The 17,116-nt window shown below is 73.5% G+C and carries 16 protein-coding genes; 9 read left to right on the top strand and 7 right to left on the bottom strand.

Going from position 1 to position 17,116, the window contains the following annotated elements; translation table 11 throughout:
* The first annotated feature begins 78 nt into the window (after window positions 1-78).
* A complete protein-coding gene (locus ACLFMI_RS22640) occupies window positions 79-939 on the top strand; it encodes an LLM class F420-dependent oxidoreductase (protein WP_410949947.1) in 861 nt (286 codons plus the stop codon).
* Window positions 940-945: 6 nt separating this feature from the next.
* Here the strand turns inward: ACLFMI_RS22640 and ACLFMI_RS22635 are convergent, their stop codons facing one another.
* On the bottom strand, window positions 946-1,203 hold the full coding sequence (locus tag ACLFMI_RS22635; protein WP_410949946.1) for a hypothetical protein: 258 nt from the start codon (window positions 1,201-1,203) through the stop codon (window positions 946-948).
* 497 nt (window positions 1,204-1,700) lie between these two features.
* On the opposite strand from ACLFMI_RS22635, the gene ACLFMI_RS22630 reads away from it, so the two are divergent.
* Window positions 1,701-3,665 (top strand): FAD/NAD(P)-binding protein, encoded by a 1,965-nt coding sequence (locus tag ACLFMI_RS22630; protein ID WP_410949945.1) that lies wholly within the window; start codon window positions 1,701-1,703, stop codon window positions 3,663-3,665.
* 40 nt (window positions 3,666-3,705) lie between these two features.
* Here ACLFMI_RS22630 and ACLFMI_RS22625 read toward each other — a convergent pair whose 3' ends face one another.
* The 6 genes from ACLFMI_RS22625 to ACLFMI_RS22600 form a co-directional block, all read right to left on the bottom strand.
* Entirely contained in the window at window positions 3,706-4,620 is a 915-nt protein-coding gene (locus tag ACLFMI_RS22625; protein WP_410949944.1) for a sulfite exporter TauE/SafE family protein, read from the bottom strand.
* Between the two features lie 602 nt (window positions 4,621-5,222).
* Window positions 5,223-6,536, bottom strand: coding sequence for a sulfate adenylyltransferase subunit 1 (locus ACLFMI_RS22620; RefSeq protein ID WP_410949943.1), 1,314 nt, complete (start codon window positions 6,534-6,536; stop codon window positions 5,223-5,225).
* Window positions 6,536-7,462, bottom strand: a complete 927-nt coding sequence (cysD, locus tag ACLFMI_RS22615) for a sulfate adenylyltransferase subunit CysD (protein ID WP_410949942.1) — start codon at window positions 7,460-7,462, stop codon at window positions 6,536-6,538. Before cysD ends, ACLFMI_RS22620 begins: the two co-directional genes overlap by 1 nt.
* Window positions 7,459-8,163, bottom strand: coding sequence for a phosphoadenylyl-sulfate reductase (locus tag ACLFMI_RS22610; protein WP_410949941.1), 705 nt, complete (start codon window positions 8,161-8,163; stop codon window positions 7,459-7,461). Before ACLFMI_RS22610 ends, cysD begins: the two co-directional genes overlap by 4 nt.
* A complete protein-coding gene (locus ACLFMI_RS22605) occupies window positions 8,160-8,339 on the bottom strand; it encodes an Insertion element protein (RefSeq protein ID WP_410949940.1) in 180 nt (59 codons plus the stop codon). Before ACLFMI_RS22605 ends, ACLFMI_RS22610 begins: the two co-directional genes overlap by 4 nt.
* Window positions 8,336-10,003, bottom strand: coding sequence for a nitrite/sulfite reductase (locus ACLFMI_RS22600; RefSeq protein ID WP_410949939.1), 1,668 nt, complete (start codon window positions 10,001-10,003; stop codon window positions 8,336-8,338). The genes ACLFMI_RS22605 and ACLFMI_RS22600 overlap by 4 nt, the downstream gene beginning before the upstream one ends.
* A gap of 304 nt (window positions 10,004-10,307) precedes the next feature.
* Between ACLFMI_RS22600 and hemW the strand changes: the two genes are divergently transcribed.
* The 7 genes from hemW to ybeY all read left to right on the top strand — a co-directional run bounded on the left by hemW (window position 10,308) and on the right by ybeY (window position 17,084).
* A complete protein-coding gene (hemW, locus tag ACLFMI_RS22595; RefSeq protein ID WP_410949938.1) occupies window positions 10,308-11,480 on the top strand; it encodes a radical SAM family heme chaperone HemW in 1,173 nt (390 codons plus the stop codon).
* Entirely contained in the window at window positions 11,477-11,620 is a 144-nt protein-coding gene (locus ACLFMI_RS22590) for a hypothetical protein (protein WP_410949937.1), read from the top strand. Before hemW ends, ACLFMI_RS22590 begins: the two co-directional genes overlap by 4 nt.
* A 365-nt stretch (window positions 11,621-11,985) precedes the next feature.
* Window positions 11,986-13,005, top strand: coding sequence for a heat-inducible transcriptional repressor HrcA (gene hrcA / locus ACLFMI_RS22585; protein ID WP_410949936.1), 1,020 nt, complete (start codon window positions 11,986-11,988; stop codon window positions 13,003-13,005).
* 120 nt (window positions 13,006-13,125) lie between these two features.
* Complete coding sequence (gene dnaJ, locus ACLFMI_RS22580) at window positions 13,126-14,304, top strand: molecular chaperone DnaJ (RefSeq protein WP_410949935.1); 1,179 nt, start codon at window positions 13,126-13,128, stop codon at window positions 14,302-14,304.
* Between the two features lie 112 nt (window positions 14,305-14,416).
* The gene (locus ACLFMI_RS22575) at window positions 14,417-15,166 is read left to right on the top strand and encodes a 16S rRNA (uracil(1498)-N(3))-methyltransferase (RefSeq protein WP_410949934.1); all 750 of its coding nucleotides are present in this window, start codon (window positions 14,417-14,419) and stop codon (window positions 15,164-15,166) included.
* Between the two features lie 176 nt (window positions 15,167-15,342).
* Complete coding sequence (locus tag ACLFMI_RS22570; protein ID WP_410949933.1) at window positions 15,343-16,467, top strand: PhoH family protein; 1,125 nt, start codon at window positions 15,343-15,345, stop codon at window positions 16,465-16,467.
* A gap of 71 nt (window positions 16,468-16,538) precedes the next feature.
* Window positions 16,539-17,084, top strand: coding sequence for an rRNA maturation RNase YbeY (gene ybeY, locus ACLFMI_RS22565; protein WP_410949932.1), 546 nt, complete (start codon window positions 16,539-16,541; stop codon window positions 17,082-17,084).
* Window positions 17,085-17,116: the final 32 nt, after the last annotated feature.

The raw sequence follows: 17,116 nt of genomic DNA, 5'->3' as shown, positions 1-17,116 counted from the left end.
CCGGGTCCGGCTGGCGCACGACACCGGGTGCGGACTACCGTATAAGCGGAGAGTTCTCCGTTTAACGAGAGGGGCGCCGTGGAGATCGGACTGCACATCGCGGACTTCACCTATCCGTCCGGCCCGGCCGGCCTGGCCGACGACCTCACCCGGATCGCGGTCGCGGCCGAGGAGCAGGGGTTCGCCCGGGTCAGCGTGATGGACCACCTCTGGCAGATCCGCCCGGTCGGGCCGATCGAGAACGACATGCTCGAGGCGTACACCACGCTGGGTTACCTGGCCGCACGCACCGAGAAGGTCGACCTGCTGACCTGGGTCACCGGCGTCACGTACCGGGATCCGGGGTTGCTGGTGAAGTGCGTGACCACCCTGGACGTGCTGTCGCAGGGCCGGGCCTGGCTCGGCATCGGCGCGGCCTGGAACGACGAGGAGTCGGCCGGTCTGGGCCTGTTCTTCCCGCCGACGGCCGAGCGCTTCGAACGGCTCGAGGAGACGCTGCAGGTCGCGCTGCAGATGTGGGGTGAGGACGACGGCGCCTTCGAGGGCGAGCACTACCACCTGGCCCGGACGATGAACGTCCCGCAGCCGCTGCGCCGGCCGCGGCCGCCGATCCTGATCGGCGGTGGCGGGGAGAAGAAGACGCTGCGGCTGGTCGCGCAGTACGCCGACGCCTGCAACCTGTTCGGCGGGCCGGACCTCGCGCGCAAGCTGGATGTGCTGCGGACCCGGTGCGACGAGGTCGGGCGGAACTACGACGACATCGAGAAGACGGTGATGGCGATGCTCGACCCGGCCGACCCGAAGGCCGCGGTCGAGCAGCTCCGCGGGTACGCCGCGCTGGGCGTGCAGCACGTGCACACGGTCGTTCCGGGCGTCTCGGAGATCGAGCCGCTGCGGGTGTTCGGATCGGAGATCATCCCCGCTGCCGCGGAGATGTGACGGCGGTCAGGAGCGGGACTGGCGGGGCAGCCTGCGCAGCACGGCGACCTGCTGGTCCAGCTCCGCGGCGATCAGCTCGGCGTGCAACGTCTCGGCCGCGCCGTCCTGGCCGGCCAGCGCGCGGTGCCGGCGGACCAGGTCGTCGATCGAATCGAGCAGCCGGTGCACGGTCGACCGCGCGGGCACGGCGACGTCACCGGCCGGGGCGTCGGAGGTCGGCGCGGCGTCGGGGATCGGCTGGTGTTCGATCAGTTCTGCGGTCATGCGACGTTCTCCGTTGAACGTGTCGGGGTCGGGCTCGGGCATCCGGTTCCGTCCGGGTCGATTCCGTTGTACCCCCGATCAACGTGCGTGATGCGCGGGATGCGCCAGGTTGGGACACAGGACACTGTGACCGGGCGCGACACGTCGGTGACCGGTCGTGATCGGCACGACAGCGCTCAGTGATCATGCGACCGGCGGGTGAGCGGACACGGGTCGTCGACGACGGCGACACCCCGTCCGGACCACTGTGGGTGATCGAACGGATCGGCGACCGCTAGCCGTGGCGTACCCGATCGGGCGCCACCCTCCGGAGAGGTATGCGCGCCCTCCGGGTGAGACGGTGTGACCGGTGGCGGGTGGCCCCCGACGGGTCGGTCACCTACCGTGGGGACATGGAGCTCCGGCTGGTCAGCCGCAGGCACGTGGACCTGTGCCGGCTCCGGGCATTCCTGTAGGGGCGGATCTCACGCGTCCGCCCGCGCAGGAGGAGATCTCCGATGCCCCGAACCACCGTCCCGCTCGAGTCGCACCGCCACGCCCCGGCCGTCGTCGTGGTGGGGGCCGGGCCGCGCGGCACCGGCATCCTGGAACGGATGGCGGCCAGCGCCCCCGAGCTCTACGCCGACGCCCTGGCCGGGCCCGGCCTGGACGTCCACCTCGTCGACCCGTTCCCGGCGGGGGCCGGGCGGATCTGGCGGCACGAGCAGTCGCCGCTGCTGGCGATGAACTCGATGGCCGCCGACGTCACGATGTACACCGACGACTCGGTGGTCTGTGCGGGCCCGGTCGCGCCCGGGCCGTCGTTCTGGGAGTGGGCGCAGGACCTGCGCGAGCACGGCGACCCGGATGCCGAGATGGAGCCCGAGGTGGCCGCCGAGCTGCGCGCGGTGACGGCGTCGACGTTCCCGTCCCGGCGGCTGCAGAGCCACTACCTCGGTGCCGTGCTGCGCGAGGTGATCGACCGCGCCCCGGCCGGGATGCGGGTGCACCTGCACCGCACGAGCGCCGTCGCGCTCACCGAGGAGGGCGACGATCAGATGGTCGGGCTGGCCGACGGCACGACCCTGCGCGCCGACGCCGTCGTGCTCGCCTCCGGGCACCTGGACGCCACCCCCACCGACGACGAGCGCGCGCTGGCCGACCGGGCGGCCGCGGCCGGGCTGCGGTACCTGCCCCCGGAACAGACGTCGGACTCGGACCTCTCGGTGATCGAGCCGGGGGAGACGGTGCTGGCCCGTGGGCTCGGGCTGGCGTTCATCGACCTGGTCGCGCTGCTGTTCGAGGGCCGCGGCGGGCGGTTCGTGCCCGACCCCGACGATCCGGACGCGTTGCGTTACCTGCCCTCCGGGCGCGAGCCGGTGCTGATCGGTGGCTCGCCGCGGGGCGCGACCTATCACTCCAAGACGCACTACCAGCTGCGCGGCGGCCGCCCGCCGCTGCCGCGGTTCCTCCCGCCGGAGACCACCGACGAGCTGATCGCCGACGGCCCGGTCGACGTCCGCACCCGGGTCTGGCCGCTGATGGCCAAGGAGATCGGCTGGGGCTGGTACCACGAGCTGTTCCACGGTCACCCGGACCGGGTGCGGTGTGGCTGGGACGAGTTCGCCGAGGCGTTCGCCGCGACCGGGCACGACTCGCCGCAGGAGGCCGCGCTGATCGCCTCGGCCGTGCCGGATCCGGTCGACCGGCTCGATCTGGCCGCGCTCGACCGGCCGCTGGAGGGGCTGCACGCCTCTGACCTGGCGAGCCTGCAGCCGCTGGTGCGCGAACGGATCGCGGAGGACCTGCGCCGGCACGTCGACGATCGGTACACGCCGTATCTGGGCGCGTTCGTGGCGATGCTGTCGGTCTACACCGAGACCACCCGGCTCGCCGGGTCCGGTGCGCTGACCGCGCGCTCGCGGGCGGTCGACCTGCCCTGGTGGCAGGGCTTCTTCAACGCGGTCGCCTCCGGCCCGCCCGGGTTCCGGGTACGCCAGCTGCTCGCCCTCGCCCGGGACGGTCACGTCCAGTTCCTGGGCGCGGGCATGCAGGTCTCGCTGGACGACGACGGGTTCCACGCCACCAGCTCCACACTGGAGTCCGGCGACCGGGTCACCGCGCCGGTCCTGGTGGACGCCCGGCTGCCGGACCCGAGCCTGTCGCGGACGGCGGACCGGCTGCTGGCCGGGCTGCTCGAGCGCGGCGAGGCCGTCGAGGAGATGCTGCACGACGAGGACGGCACCGTGCTGCGCAACACCGGACTGCTCTCGGTGCGCCCGGCCGACGGCGCTCTGCACACCGCCGGCGGCGAGGTGCACGAGCGCCGGTTCGCCGTCGGGCCGCACACCACGGTCAAGGTGGCGGGGGCCTTCACCCGGCCCGGGATGAACGCGCAGAGCCTGCGCTACAACGACGCCGTCGCCCGCGCGGTGCTGGCGTCGCTGCCCGGCCCCGCCGCCCGCGCCACCCCCGCGGCCTGATCGGCCGCGGGGTGCGGCGTGGGCGCCCGCCCCCGGCGCGTCAGTCCCGGGCGGCCACGGGATCGCCGTGCTCCGGGAGAGCGGCGCCGGTCGCCTGGCTGCGCCGCAGCCGGTTCACGGCCGTGCCGACCGCGACCGCCCACGCGGTGACGATCACGACGTAGACACTCACCGTCGTCGCGGTGCCGGCGTCGACGGCGTTGAGCAGGGTCCGGGAGTTGGTCAGCACGATGATCCCGCCGACCGCGGTTCCCAGTACCGGCGCCGGGATCTTGGTGACCAGCCATGCGGCCAGCGGGGCCGCGACCACACCACCGATCAGCAGCCCGCCGATCGTGAAGGGGTCGAGCACCTCGTGGCCCAGGCCGACCAGGAAGCCGAGGCTGGCCGCGATGGCGACCAGGAACTCCGAGGTGTCCACCGAACCGATGACCGTGCGCGGCGCGGTCTTCCCCGCGCCCAGCAGCGCCGGGGTGGAGACCGGCCCCCAGCCACCGCCACCGGAGGCGTCGACGAAGCCGGCGACCAGGCCGAGCGGGGACAGGAACTTCGCGCCGTGCGGGGAGCGCCGGGCCGTCGCGACCTTCGGCGGGCGGACCGAGAAGCGCAACAGGATGTAGACGCCCAGCGCCAGCAGGATGCCGGACATGTACGGGGCGGCGTCCTCGGTGGACAGCGCCGAGAGCGCGGTCGCGCCGAGGAACGCGCCGACCGCCCCCGGGACCCCGAGCTTGGCGACGAGCTTCCAGTCGACGTTGCCGAACCGCCAGTGGGCGGCCCCGGAGGCCAGCGTGGTGCCGACCTCGGCGAGGTGCACCGAGGCACTGGCGGTGGCCGGGTTGATCCCGGCGATCAGCAGCAGCGAGGTCGAGGTGACGCCGTAAGCCATGCCGAGGGCGCCGTCGACCATCTGGGCGACCAGCCCGACCAGGGCGAAGACGATGAGCGTGCGCACGTGGGTGATCTCTCTCGTTGGTGGGGGCGCTCGGGCGCGCAGGACGGATCCGCGGGGGTGCCCGTACAGATCGGAGCCGCCCGGCAGCGCAGCGGTGCGTCAGGGGCGTGGGCGCGACGAAGGCCGCGCCGGGATATCGGAGAGCCTGCTCAGCAGGGTCGACAGAACTCGTCGAAGGCATCGAGCCGGCGCGACGGCCAGAAACGCTCGAGATGCGCGACGAGATGCCAGGAGACCGCCGGGTCGGACGCCGAACGGCCGGACCTCGGGGTCCGGTCGGCGCGGGTCCGCGGCGCGTTCACCGTTCCATCGTGGGCCGCCGGGCCGGTCGGGACAAGCGATCGTCCGGTGTGCGGGACGCCGCCGGAGATGTCCGGACACCTTCCACGGGCATGCGCGTGACCTGCGAGAATGTCGTTGCTCCGAACGGCTGATCCGTCCACTGGGCGGACACCGTGCCCAGGACCGGCGCCGGCCGGTGACGACGATCGCGACGGCGTGCCGACGCCGGGCGCCGGTAGTGGTGGCGGGACGCGCTCCCGGGGGCACCCTCGGGGCCCGGTAGGGACCAGGGTGCCCCTCGGGACACGCGAGCCGGGGAGTCAGCCGGCGGAGATCGCCGCGAGCGGGTCACCGACCAACCCTGCGGCCAGCGTGTTGCCGGTGCCGGGGTCGATGAGCAGGAACCCGCCCGTGGTGCGGACCCGCGCGTAGGGGTCCACCGGCAGCGGATCGGCGGTGCGCAGGGCCACCCGCCCGATGTCGTTGATCTCCAGCTGCTCCGGGGCGTCCGTGTAGGACACGGTGTCGGTGTCCAGCCGGGCCCTCAGCCCGCCGACGATCACCTGGGTGGTCCGGGTGCCGTGCTTGAGCAGCAGCCGGGCCCCCGGCACCAGTGGCTTCTCGGCCAGCCAGCACAGCGTCGCGTCGAGCTCGGTACCGACCTCGGGGGCGCCGGCCGCGGCCGCGATCATCGCGCCGCGCGGGGCGTCGATGTCGTCGGCCAGCAGGACGGTGACCGAGAGGCCGGCGACGGCGGCGTCCAGCGGGCCGTCGGCGGTGCGGACCTCGGAGACCGTGGTGCGGTGCCCCTCCGGCAGCACGACGACCTCGTCCCCGGCCCGGACGGTGCCCGACGCGACCTGCCCGGCGTAGCCGCGGTAGTCGTGCAGCGCACCGTGCGCAGCGGTAGCGGAGCGCGCATCGGCACCGTTCCGGGGGCGGATCACGTACTGCACCGGCATCCGGAACGGCGCACCGGAGTCCGGCCCCTCGACCGGCACCGACTCCAGGTGCTCGAGCAGGGTCGGCCCCTCGTACCACGGCGTCGCGGAACTGCGCGTCGCGACGTTGTCGCCGACCAGCGCGGACACCGGGATCACCTGGACGGCGTCGTCGGTGAAGCCCAGCGAGCGCGTGAGCCCGGTGAACTCCTCGACGATCCCGGCGATCTTGGCCTCGTCGTAGTCGATGAGGTCGATCTTGTTGATCGCCAGCACCAGCCGCGGCACCCGCAGCAGCGCCAGCACCGCGGCGTGCCGCCGGGTCTGCGCGACGACGCCGTTGCGGGCGTCGACCAGCAGCACCGCCAGTTCGGCGGTGGAGGCCCCGGTGACGGTGTTGCGGGTGTACTGCACGTGGCCCGGGGTGTCGGCGAGGACGAACTCCCGGTTCGGGGTGCCGAAGTAGCGGTACGCGACGTCGATCGTGATGCCCTGCTCACGCTCCGCGCGCAGGCCGTCGACCAGCAACGACACGTCCGGTGCCGACATGCCGCGGTCGACCGAGGCCCGCTCGACGGCCTCGATCTGGTCGGCGAGCACCGACTTGGTGTCGTAGAGCAGCCGCCCGACGAGCGTGGACTTGCCGTCGTCCACGGAACCCGCCGTAGCGAAGCGAAGAAGATCCCGGCTCATCAGAAGTAGCCCTCCTTCTTGCGGTCCTCCATGGCGGCCTCGGACATCCGGTCGTCGGCCCGGGTGGCGCCGCGCTCGGTCAGCCGGGACGCGGTCACCTCGGCGATCACCTCGTCGAGGGTGGCCGCGGTGGACTCGACGGCGCCGGTGCAGGACCCGTCGCCGACGGTCCGGTAGCGCACGCTGCGGGTCTCCAGCGTCTCGCCGTCGCGTGGCCCGCCCCACGGGCCCTCCGCCAGCCACATCCCGTCCCGGCTGAACACCGGGCGCTCGTGCGCGAAGTAGATCGGCGGCAGTTCGATGTTCTCCCGCTGGATGTAGCGCCAGACGTCCAGCTCGGTCCAGTTGGAGATCGGGAACACCCGGACGTGCTCGCCCGGGGCGTGCCGTCCGTTGTAGAGGTTCCACAGCTCCGGGCGCTGCTTGCGCGGATCCCAGCGGCCGAACGCGTCGCGCAGCGACATGATCCGTTCCTTGGCCCGGGCCCGCTCCTCGTCCCGGCGCCCGCCACCGAACACGGCGTCGAAGCGGTGCTCGGTGATCGCGTCGAGCAGCGGCTGGGTCTGCAGCGGGTTGCGGGTGCCGTCGGCCCGCTCGGTGAGCCGGCCGTCGGCGAGGTAGTCCTCGACGCGGGCGACCTCCAGGCGCAGGTCGTACCGGGCGGCGAGCTCGTCCCGGAACGTGATGACCTCGGGGTAGTTGTGCCCGGTGTCGACGTGCAGTAACGGGAACGGCACCGGCGCCGGGGCGAACGCCTTGATCGCCAGGTGCACCAGCAGCGTGGAGTCCTTGCCGCCGGAGAACAGGATCACCGGCCGGTCGAACTCGCCGGCCACCTCGCGGAAGACGTGGATCGCCTCGGACTCCAGCGCGTCCAGCGCGTCCAGCGCGGGGCCCGCGACGGGGGCGAGTGCGTCGGCGGTCATGCGTGCAGCCCGCACTCGGTCTTGGCCCGGCCCGCCCAGCGGCCCGCGCGCGGGTCCTCGCCCGGCTGCGGCTTCGCCGTGCACGGCGCGCAGCCGATGCTCGGGTACCCGGCGTCCACCAGCGGGTTCACCAGGATTCCGTGGTCGTCGATGTAGCGCTGCATGTCGTCGTCGCTCCAGGCGGCAATCGGGTTGATCTTGACCAGCCCGAACTTGTCGTCGTAGGTGATCAGCGGGGTGTTCGCCCGGGTCGGGGCCTCCACCCGGCGGACGCCGGTGACCCAGGCGTCGTAGCCGGACAGCGTGCGCTGCAGCGGGGCGAGCTTGCGCATCGCGCAGCAGCGGTCCGGCTCCCGGGCGAAGAGGTCCTTGCCCTCGGCCGCGTCCTGCTCGGCGACGGTCCGATCGGCCGTCGCGTTGACGATCGTCAGCTCCGGGTAGATCGAGTCGACGGCGTCGCGGGTGCCGAGGGTCTCGGCGAAGTGGTAGCCGGTCTCCAGGAACAGCACGTCCACGTCCGGTTTGGCCCTCGTGGTGAGGTCGACCAGCACCGCGTCCTGCATGTTGGAGGCGACGATCAGCTTGTCGCCGAAGGTCCGCGCGGCCCAGGCCAGCAGCTGCCCGGCGCTCGCGTCCGGACCGAGGTCCTCGGCGCCCTGCTCGGCGGTCCGCCGCAGGTCCTGTTCGAGAGCTGTGCTCATGACTCCGCTCCGGTGGTGGTCTCGGGGACGCCGATCCCGACGAAGGTGACGACGAAGGTGCGCAGGCAGTCCGCGCACCACCAGGCGGCACCGGGCACGTTCGCGGTTCCCTCGGAAGGCCGGAGGTCCTCCTCGCCGCAGTACGGGCAGTAGAACGGTGCGGCGCGCTCGCTCATGCGAGGTCCGCCTGGTCGGCCCGCAGCACCCACTGGGCGAACCGCTCGCCCTCGGTGCGCTGGGCGGCGAAGTTCCGCACGATCCGCTCGACGTAGTCGCCCAGCTCGGCGCTGGTGACCTTGAGCCCGCGCACCTTGCGGCCGAACCCGGAGTCGAGGCCGAGTCCGCCGCCCAGGTGCACCTGGAAGCCCTCGACCTGGTTGCCCTCGGTGTCGGTGACGATCTGGCCCTTGAGACCGATGTCGGCGACCTGGGTGCGGGCGCAGGCGTTCGGGCAGCCGTTGAGGTGCAGCGAGATCGGGACGTCCGGGACGACCTCGGCGAGGCGCTTCTCCAGGTCCTCGACCAGGCGGATCGCCCGCTCCTTGGTCTCGACGATCGCGAGCTTGCAGAACTCGATGCCGGTGCAGGCCATCGTGGAGCGGCGCCAGGTGGACGGCTCGGCCGGCAGCCCCAGCCGGTTGAGCTCGGAGATCAGGCCGGGCAGCCGGTCGTCGGCCACGTCCAGCACGACGATCTTCTGGTACGGCGTGAACCGCACCCGGTCCGACCCGGCGCGGGCGGCGGCGTCGGCGACGGCGACCAGCGTGCTGCCCGAGACCCGGCCGGACGGCGGCGCGACGCCGACGTAGTTGCGGCCGTCCTGCTGCTTGTGGACGCCGACGTGGTCGATCGGGCGGTCCGGGACCGCCGGGGCCGGGCCGTCGGCCAGCGTCCGGCCCAGGTACTCGTCCTCCAGCACCTGGCGGAACTTCTCGGGGCCCCAGTCGGCGATCAGGAACTTGATCCGGGCGCGGTGCCGCAGCCGCCGGTAGCCGTAGTCCCGGAAGACCTGGACGACGCCGTGCCACACGTCGGGCACCTCGTCGAGCGGCACCCAGACCGCCAGCCGCTCCGCCAGCCGCGGGTTGGTGGACAGGCCGCCGCCGACCCACAGGTCGAAGCCCGGCCCGTGCTCCGGGTGCTCGACGCCGACGAACGAGACGTCGTTGACCTCGTGCGCGACGTCCTGCTGCCAGGAGACCGCGGTCTTGAACTTGCGCGGCAGGTTCGAGAGCTCCCGGTCCCCGATGAAGCGGCGGACGATCTCGTCGATCGCCGGGGTCGGGTCGAGCACCTCGTCGGCCGCGACGCCGGCCACCGGCGAGCCCAGCACCACCCGCGGGCAGTCGCCGCAGGCCTCGGTGGTCTGCATGCCCAGGCCCTCGAGCTTGTCCCAGATCGCCGGGACGTCCTCGACGCGGATCCAGTGGTACTGGATGTTCTCCCGGTCGGTGACGTCGGCGGTGTCGCGGGCGTAGTCCCGCGACACCTCACCGAGTGCGCGCAGCTGCGCGGCGCTGACGGCACCGCCGTCGAGCCGCACGCGCATCATGAAGTAGCGGTCGTCGAGCTCCTCGGGGTCCAGCGCCGCGGTGCGGCCGCCGTCGATCCCGGGCTTGCGCTGGGTGTAGAGGCCCATCCAGCGGAACCGACCGCGCAGGTCCGCCGGGTCGATCGAGTCGAATCCGCCCCTGGCGTAGATGTTCTCGATCCGGGCGCGGACGTTCAGCGGGTTGTCGTCGCGCTTGCTCCGCTCGTTCGGGTTCAGCGGCTCGCGGTGGCCGAGCTTCCACTGGCCCTGGCCGCGCGGGCGGGCAGGAGCAGTCTTCGAGGGCGCCATGTGGTGGGTGCTCCGAGGGGGGTCGGTGCCTCCGTGGCACACGGTCGTGCCCCGGACAGGACACACCGCGGCCCGGGGTTCGAGGATGATGCGTGGGCCGTCAGACGGGACGGCGACAGAGCGCGCTGCGAGTCCGGTTCAGGTCCACGTGGCGGCGGGCCACGAGGCGGAGGCGAAGCGCGGGCACGGTTCCAGCCTGCCACGGTGTCCGGACCGGAGCCAACGTGATGCTCGCATCCTGGGACCGGACCCGGATAGGTCCGGACGTTCGTACGGCCGCGTGACCGGCGGCTACCGTGGAGCCGTGATCCCGTTCGGCATCTACGTGCACGTCCCGTTCTGCGCGAGCCGGTGCGGCTACTGCGACTTCAACACCTACACCGCCTCCGAGCTGTCCGGGGACGCCTCGTCGCCGGACGGCTGGCTGGCGGCCGCCCGCCGCGAGATCGCCCTCGCCGCCCGGACGGTCGGCGACCGCACGGTGGAAACGGTGTTCGTCGGCGGGGGCACCCCGTCGCTGCTCGGGGCCGAGCGGCTCGCCGCGGTCATGGCCGCGATCCGGTCCGAGTTCCGGGTGGCGCCGGACTGCGAGGTCAGCACCGAGTCCAACCCCGAGTCGACGTCGCCGGAGTTCTTCGCAGGCCTGCGCGCCGGCGGCTACACGCGGGTCTCGCTCGGCATGCAGTCGGCGGCCCGGCACGTGCTCGCCGTGCTCGACCGGACGCACACCCCCGGCCGCGCCGTCGAGGCCGCCCGGGAGGCCCGCGCCGCGGGGTTCGGCCACGTCAACCTGGACCTGATCTACGCGACGCCGGGGGAGACCGACGACGACCTGCGGCGCTCCGCAGATGCCGTGCTCGAGGCCGGCGTCGATCACGTCTCGGCCTACGCGCTGATCGTCGAGGACGGTACGGCACTGGCCCGGCGGGTCCGCCGTGGCGAGCTTCCCGCCCCGGACGACGACGTCGCCGCCACCCGCTACGAGCTGCTCGACACGCGGCTGCGGGCGGCCGGGATGCGCTGGTACGAGGTGTCCAACTGGTCGGTCCCCGGCGCCGAGTGCCGGCACAACCTGGGCTACTGGCGGGACGGCGACTGGTGGGGCGTCGGTCCCGGCGCGCACTCGCACCTGGCCGGGCGGCGCTGGTGGAACGTCAAGCACCCGGCGCGGTGGGCCGCGCAGCTCGAGGCCGGTGGGAGCCCGGAGGCCGGGAGCGAGCAGCTCACCGCGGACGAGCAGCACACCGAGCGGGTGATGCTGCGGCTCCGGCTGGCCGAGGGCATGACCCTGGACCTGCTCGACGACGCCGGCCGGGCCGCCGCGGCCCGCGCCGCCGGCGACGGCCTGCTCGACGACGCCGCGCTGGCCGCCGGCCGGGCGGTGCTCACCGACCGCGGACGCCTGCTGGCCGACCGGGTGGTGACCGACCTGCTGGTCGCCGAGGAACCGGCCGCACCGGGGGCCGGGCGCCGGTGAGCCCGCGGCGCCGCCGGCTGCTGGTCGCAGCGGGCGTCCTGGCCGGGACGTTGCGCGCCCGGGGCCGCGAGGCGACCGTGCTGCCCCTCGACGTTGACGGCACCGGAGACCCAGACCTGGTCGGGTACTCCGCGGGCTGAGCCCGATCAGGGCGGGTGGCCGGCCCGGGGCAGCGGCACGTCCGGTAGGTCGACCCGGCGGTGACGCTCGGCACCCCGATGTGCGGGATGACACCGCGCCGGATCCGGCCCGCGGAACGGCGCCGGGGCGTCCGGTCCCGATGGCGGGTGTACCGGCGCCGACCAGCAGGGCGCGGCGATCGACGCGGTTCGCGGCCGCCGTCCGTCGACGCCACCAGACCCCGCGCACGGCGCGCGGAGCTCCGCCGGACGCCCCGGTCCGGGCCCGCGGATCCGACGCCGGCGCCCGCGTCACGCCTAGAATGGTTGCGGTACGTCAGGTATGCCGGGAGGCGACCGCGCGACCACCGGGGAGGTGCGACGACGTGAACGCCGACGAGCGCCGGTTCGCGGTGCTGCGCGCGATCGTGGCCGACTACGTGGCCACCGAGGAGCCGGTCGGTTCCAAGGCGCTCGTGGACCGGCACAACCTGGGGGTCTCCAGCGCCACCGTGCGCAACGACATGACGGTGCTGGAGGAGGACGGGCTGATCGCGCAGCCGCACACCAGCGCCGGCCGGATCCCCACCGACAAGGGCTACCGCCAGTTCGTCGACCGGATCTCGCAGGTCAAACCGCTGTCGTCGGCCGAGAAGCGGGCCGTGCAGACGTTCCTGGAGGGCGCGGTCGACCTGGACGACGTGCTGCGCCGCAGCGTCCGGCTGCTGGCCCAGCTGACCCGGCAGGTCGCCGTCGTCCAGTACCCGACGCTGACCCGCTCCACGGTCCGTCACCTGGAGGTCGTCCAGCTCACGCCGGCCCGGCTGATGCTGGTGCTGATCACCGACTCCGGCCGGGTGGACCAGCGGGTGGTCGACCTGGGCGACACCCTCGACGAGACCGACGTCGCCCGGCTGCGCGAGATCCTCGGCAACGCCCTGGCCGGACAGAAGCTCGCCGAGGCCTCGGTCGCGGTGGCCGAGCTGCCCGAGACCGGGCCGGACGACCTGCGGGTGCCGCTCACCCAGCTGGCCACGGTGCTGATCGAGACGCTGGTCGAGCACCCAGAGGAGCGGCTGGTGCTGGGCGGCACCGCGAATTTGACCCGCAGCCACGCCGACTTCCCCGGCTCCATGCGCCAGGTGCTCGAGGCGCTGGAGGAGCAGGTGGTGGTGCTGCGGCTGCTGGCCGCCTCCCAGGACTCCCGGCTGGTGACGGTCCGGATCGGGGAGGAGAACGAGGCCGAGGACCTGCGTGCCGCGTCGGTGGTGACCGTCGGGTACGGAGCGGGTACTCCGCTGGGTGGGATGGGCGTCGTCGGGCCGACCCGGATGGACTACCCGGGCACGATCTCGGCGGTGCATGCCGTCGCCCGCTACGTGGGTGACATCCTGGCGGGGCGCTAGACGAACTGCGGCCTCCGGACGTCGGCATCACGTCGACGCCGCACCGCGACCGAACGAAGATCCGCCGCCCGTGACGACCCCGGGCGGCACCGACGAGGGACCAAGAGGACGAGAAGCCAGGTGGCACGCGACTACTACGGGATCCTGGGCGTCGAGCAGGGCGCCGACGCGGGCGAGATCAAGCGGGCCTATCGCAGGCTCGCCCGCGAACTGCACCCAGACGTCAACCCCGACGCGGCCGCGCAGGAGCGCTTCCGCGAGGTGAGCGACGCGTACGAGGTACTGACCGATCCGGAGAAGCGACGCATCGTCGATCTCGGCGGCGACCCGCTGAACCCGCGCGGCGGCGGCGGGGGCGGCGCCGGTGGCGGCGGTGACCCGTTCGCCGGGTTCGGCGGCTTCAGCGACATCATGGACGCCTTCTTCGGCGGCTCCGCCGCGGGCGGCCGCGGGCGCGGACCGCGCAGCCGGGTGCAGCCCGGCGCGGACGCGCTGATTCGGATGGAGCTGACGCTGGAGGACTGTGCCGCCGGCGTGCACCGCGACCTGACCGTGGACACCGCGGTGCTGTGCTCGCAGTGCACCGGCTCCGGTTGCGCGGAGGGCACCCACCCCAGCGCCTGCGACACCTGCGGCGGTTCCGGCGAGATCCAGAGCGTGCAGCGCTCGTTCCTCGGCCAGGTCGTCACGGCGCGTCCGTGCCCGACCTGCCGCGGGTTCGGCGAGGTCATCCCGGACCCGTGCCGGCAGTGCGGCGGTGACGGCCGGGTCCGATCGCGCCGCACGGTCTCGGTGAAGATCCCGGCCGGGGTCGCCGAGGGGATGCGGGTGCGACTCTCCGGGCAGGGTGAGGTCGGTGCGGGTGGCGGCCCGGCCGGTGACCTCTACGTGGAGGTCGAGGAGGTCCCGCACGAGATCTTCACCCGGGACGGTTCGGACCTGCACTGCACGCTGCCGCTGCCGATGACCGCGGCCGCCCTGGGGACCACGCTGCCGCTGGCCCTGCTCGACGGCGAGGTGCAGGAGCTCGACATCGAGGGCGGCACCCAGCACGGCACGGTCCGCACCCTGCGCGGCAAGGGCATGCCCCGGCTGCGTTCCACCGGCCGGGTGGACGGGCAGGGCGACCTCCTGGTGCACGTCGAGGTCGGGGTCCCGACGAAGCTGGACAAGGAGCAGACCGACCTGTTGCGCCAGCTGGCCAAGCTGCGCGGTGAGGAGCAGCCCGACCTGGTCGGCGGCGCTCGTAACGGGCACGGGCTGTTCTCCCGGCTGCGCGACACCTGGGGCGGGCGCTGAACGGGCGGGACCCGCGGCCGGGTGCGGCCGTCTGGGTGAATGTCCGCGGCTGCCGGTTCTCGACTGCGCCGGAACGCCACGCCGGAACGGGGCCCCCGCCGGACCCCGCGTCGTGACGACCGCGCCGCTGTTCCTGGTCGACGACGTCACCGCGCTGCCCGGGCCGGGCGCCGAGATCGAGCTCGGCGGCGCCGAGGGACGGCACGCCGCGACCGTGCGCCGGATCCGGCCCGGCGAGGCGCTGGTGCTCGCCGACGGCCGCGGTGGGCTGGCCCGCGCCGAGGCCGTCGCCGCCGGGAAGGAGGCACTGACCGTGCGGCTGGCCGCCGTCGAGCACGTCCCCGCCCCGGCGGTGCGGGTGACGGTGGCGCAGGCACTGGTCAAGGGCGACCGGGGTGAGCTGGCGGTGGAGACCGCCACCGAGGCCGGCGCGGACGCGTTCCTACCGTGGAAGGCGGCCCGCTGCGTCGCCCGCTGGGACGACGGTCCGCGCGGCGACAAGCAGCTCGGCCGCTGGCGCGGCGCCGCCCGGGAAGCCGCGAAGCAGGCCCGCCGGCCGTGGCAGCCGGCGGTGGGCGAGCCGGTCACCACCCGGCAGCTGACCGAGCGGGTGCGGTCGTCCGGCGCCGCGCTCGTGTTGCACGGATCCGCAGGCACCGGGCTGGCCGATGTCCCGCTCCCGGACGCGGGCGAGGTGCTGCTCGCGGTCGGCCCCGAGGGCGGGGTCGACGACCGCGAGCTGGAGCTCCTCACCGCCGCCGGGGCCGTCCCGGTCCGGCTGGGTCCCGAGGTGCTGCGCGCCTCGACCGCGGCCTGCGTCGCCCTGGGCGCCCTCGCCGTCCGCACCGGCCGCTGGTCCTGATCGCGGATCCGGTGTCGATCGGTGCCACCGATGGCGCCGATCGACACCCGGACGATGACCATCGGAGCGGGCGACCGCTCGCCGACGGTGCGGAATGCGCGGGCGCGCGGCGGCGTCGGATCGGTACCATCGCGACACGTCCTCCCGACCCGACCACGAGGCAGGCGATCACACTCTTGACCGGCACCGAACCCGGCCCCACCCCCCGGAGCGCCGATCTGGCGCCCGACGCGCCAGGACCGGCCGGTGGGACGGTCCGGTCCACGATGACCGTGCCGGACTCCGCCCTGCTCGCGCTGCTCGGCTCCCGGGACGACAGCCTGCGTGCCGCCGAGGACGAGCTCACGGCGGACGTGCACGTCCGCGGCAACGAGCTGACGCTGTCCGGCGACCCGGGTGACGTGGCGTTCGCCGAGCGGGTGTTCTCCGAGCTCATCCAGCTGGCCGAGCGCGGCCAGCTGGTCGGCGCAGACACCGTGCGGCGGACCGTGCAGATGCTCTCGGACGAGGGTTCCACCGACCGCGACCGGTACGGCGAGTCCCCGGCCGAGGTGCTCAGCCTGGACATCCTGTCCCGGCGCGGCAAGACCATCCGGCCCAAGACGCTGAACCAGAAGCGCTACGTCGACGCCATCGACTCGCACACCGTGGTGTTCGGGATCGGACCGGCCGGTACCGGCAAGACCTACCTGGCGATGGCCAAGGCCGTGCAGGCGCTGCAGGCCAAGCAGGTCAACCGGATCATCCTGACCCGGCCCGCGGTCGAGGCGGGGGAGCGGCTGGGCTACCTGCCGGGCACGCTGTTCGAGAAGATCGACCCGTACCTGCGCCCGCTCTACGACGCGCTGCACGACATGATCGACCCGGAGTCGATCCCGAAGCTGATGGCCGCCGGGACGATCGAGGTGGCCCCGCTGGCCTACATGCGCGGCCGCACCCTGAACGACGCCTTCATCATCCTGGACGAGGCGCAGAACACCACGCCCGAGCAGATGAAGATGTTCCTCACCCGGCTCGGCTTCGGCTCGAAGATCGTGGTGACCGGCGACGTCACCCAGGTCGACCTGCCCGGCAACTCACAGTCCGGGCTCACCGTCGTGCAGGGGATCCTGGACGGGGTCGACGACGTGCACTTCTCGCACCTCGACAGCGCCGACGTCGTCCGGCACAAGCTGGTCTCCGACATCGTCGACGCCTACGCCCGGTTCGACGCCGCGACCGAGCGCCGCCCCGCCGTCGCCGGCGGGAACGGCGCGCCGCGCAACGGGCCACCGACCAGGCACGGCGGGCGCCGCCGCTAGCGTCGGTACCCCCGACTACGCTGTCCGACGTCAGCAGTACAGCGGCAGAGCAGGGGCAGGTCGGCGCCGGCGTGAGCATCGAGGTCGTCAACGAGTCCGGGATCGCGATCGACGAGGCACAGGTCGTGTCGGTCGCCCGGTACGCGCTGGACGCGATGAAGGTGAACCCGTCCGCCGAACTGGCCGTCACGGCCATCGGACTGGACGCGATGGAGGAACTGCACGTCCGCTGGATGGACGAGCCGGGCCCCACCGACGTGATGGCGTTCCCGATGGACTCGCTGGCCGAGGACACCCGCCGTCCGGACGCCCCGGATCTCGGCCCCGCCCTGCTGGGTGACGTCGTGCTGTGCCCGCCGTTCGCCCGGGACCAGGCGCGCAAGGCCGGACACACCCTCGCCGACGAGCTGCACCTGCTCACCGTGCACGGGATCCTGCACCTGCTCGGCTACGACCACCTCGAACCGGACGACGAGCGCGAGATGTTCGCGTTGCAGAACCGGCTGCTGGTGCGCTGGCGGGAGGACCGGGCGAAGGCCCGGGCCGAGGACGCCCGGCGTCGCAGCGACGACCGGCTACTCGGTGCGGCCGGTTTCGAGGACGAATCGGGCCGGTGACCGCCAAGATCGAGACCGGCCGGGGCACGGCC

It is taken from the genome of Pseudonocardia nantongensis (assembly GCF_046546495.1).
Classification (GTDB): Bacteria; Actinomycetota; Actinomycetes; order Mycobacteriales; family Pseudonocardiaceae; genus Pseudonocardia; species Pseudonocardia nantongensis.
The sequence above is the reverse complement of the archived record's forward strand: the minus strand, read 5'-3'. Positions and strand labels throughout refer to the sequence as shown.

Bases quoted from the DNA above. Each gene is read 5' to 3' on its own strand.
- ACLFMI_RS22635 (WP_410949946.1), bottom strand. From the start codon at position 1,203: ATGACCGCAGAACTGATCGAACACCAGCCGATCCCCGACGCCGCGCCG.
- ACLFMI_RS22630 (WP_410949945.1), top strand. From the start codon at position 1,701: ATGCCCCGAACCACCGTCCCGCTCGAGTCGCACCGCCACGCCCCGGCC.
- ACLFMI_RS22620 (WP_410949943.1), bottom strand. From the start codon at position 6,536: ATGAGCCGGGATCTTCTTCGCTTCGCTACGGCGGGTTCCGTGGACGAC.
- cysD (WP_410949942.1), bottom strand. From the start codon at position 7,462: ATGACCGCCGACGCACTCGCCCCCGTCGCGGGCCCCGCGCTGGACGCG.
- ACLFMI_RS22610 (WP_410949941.1), bottom strand. From the start codon at position 8,163: ATGAGCACAGCTCTCGAACAGGACCTGCGGCGGACCGCCGAGCAGGGC.
- ACLFMI_RS22605 (WP_410949940.1), bottom strand. From the start codon at position 8,339: ATGAGCGAGCGCGCCGCACCGTTCTACTGCCCGTACTGCGGCGAGGAG.
- ACLFMI_RS22600 (WP_410949939.1), bottom strand. From the start codon at position 10,003: ATGGCGCCCTCGAAGACTGCTCCTGCCCGCCCGCGCGGCCAGGGCCAG.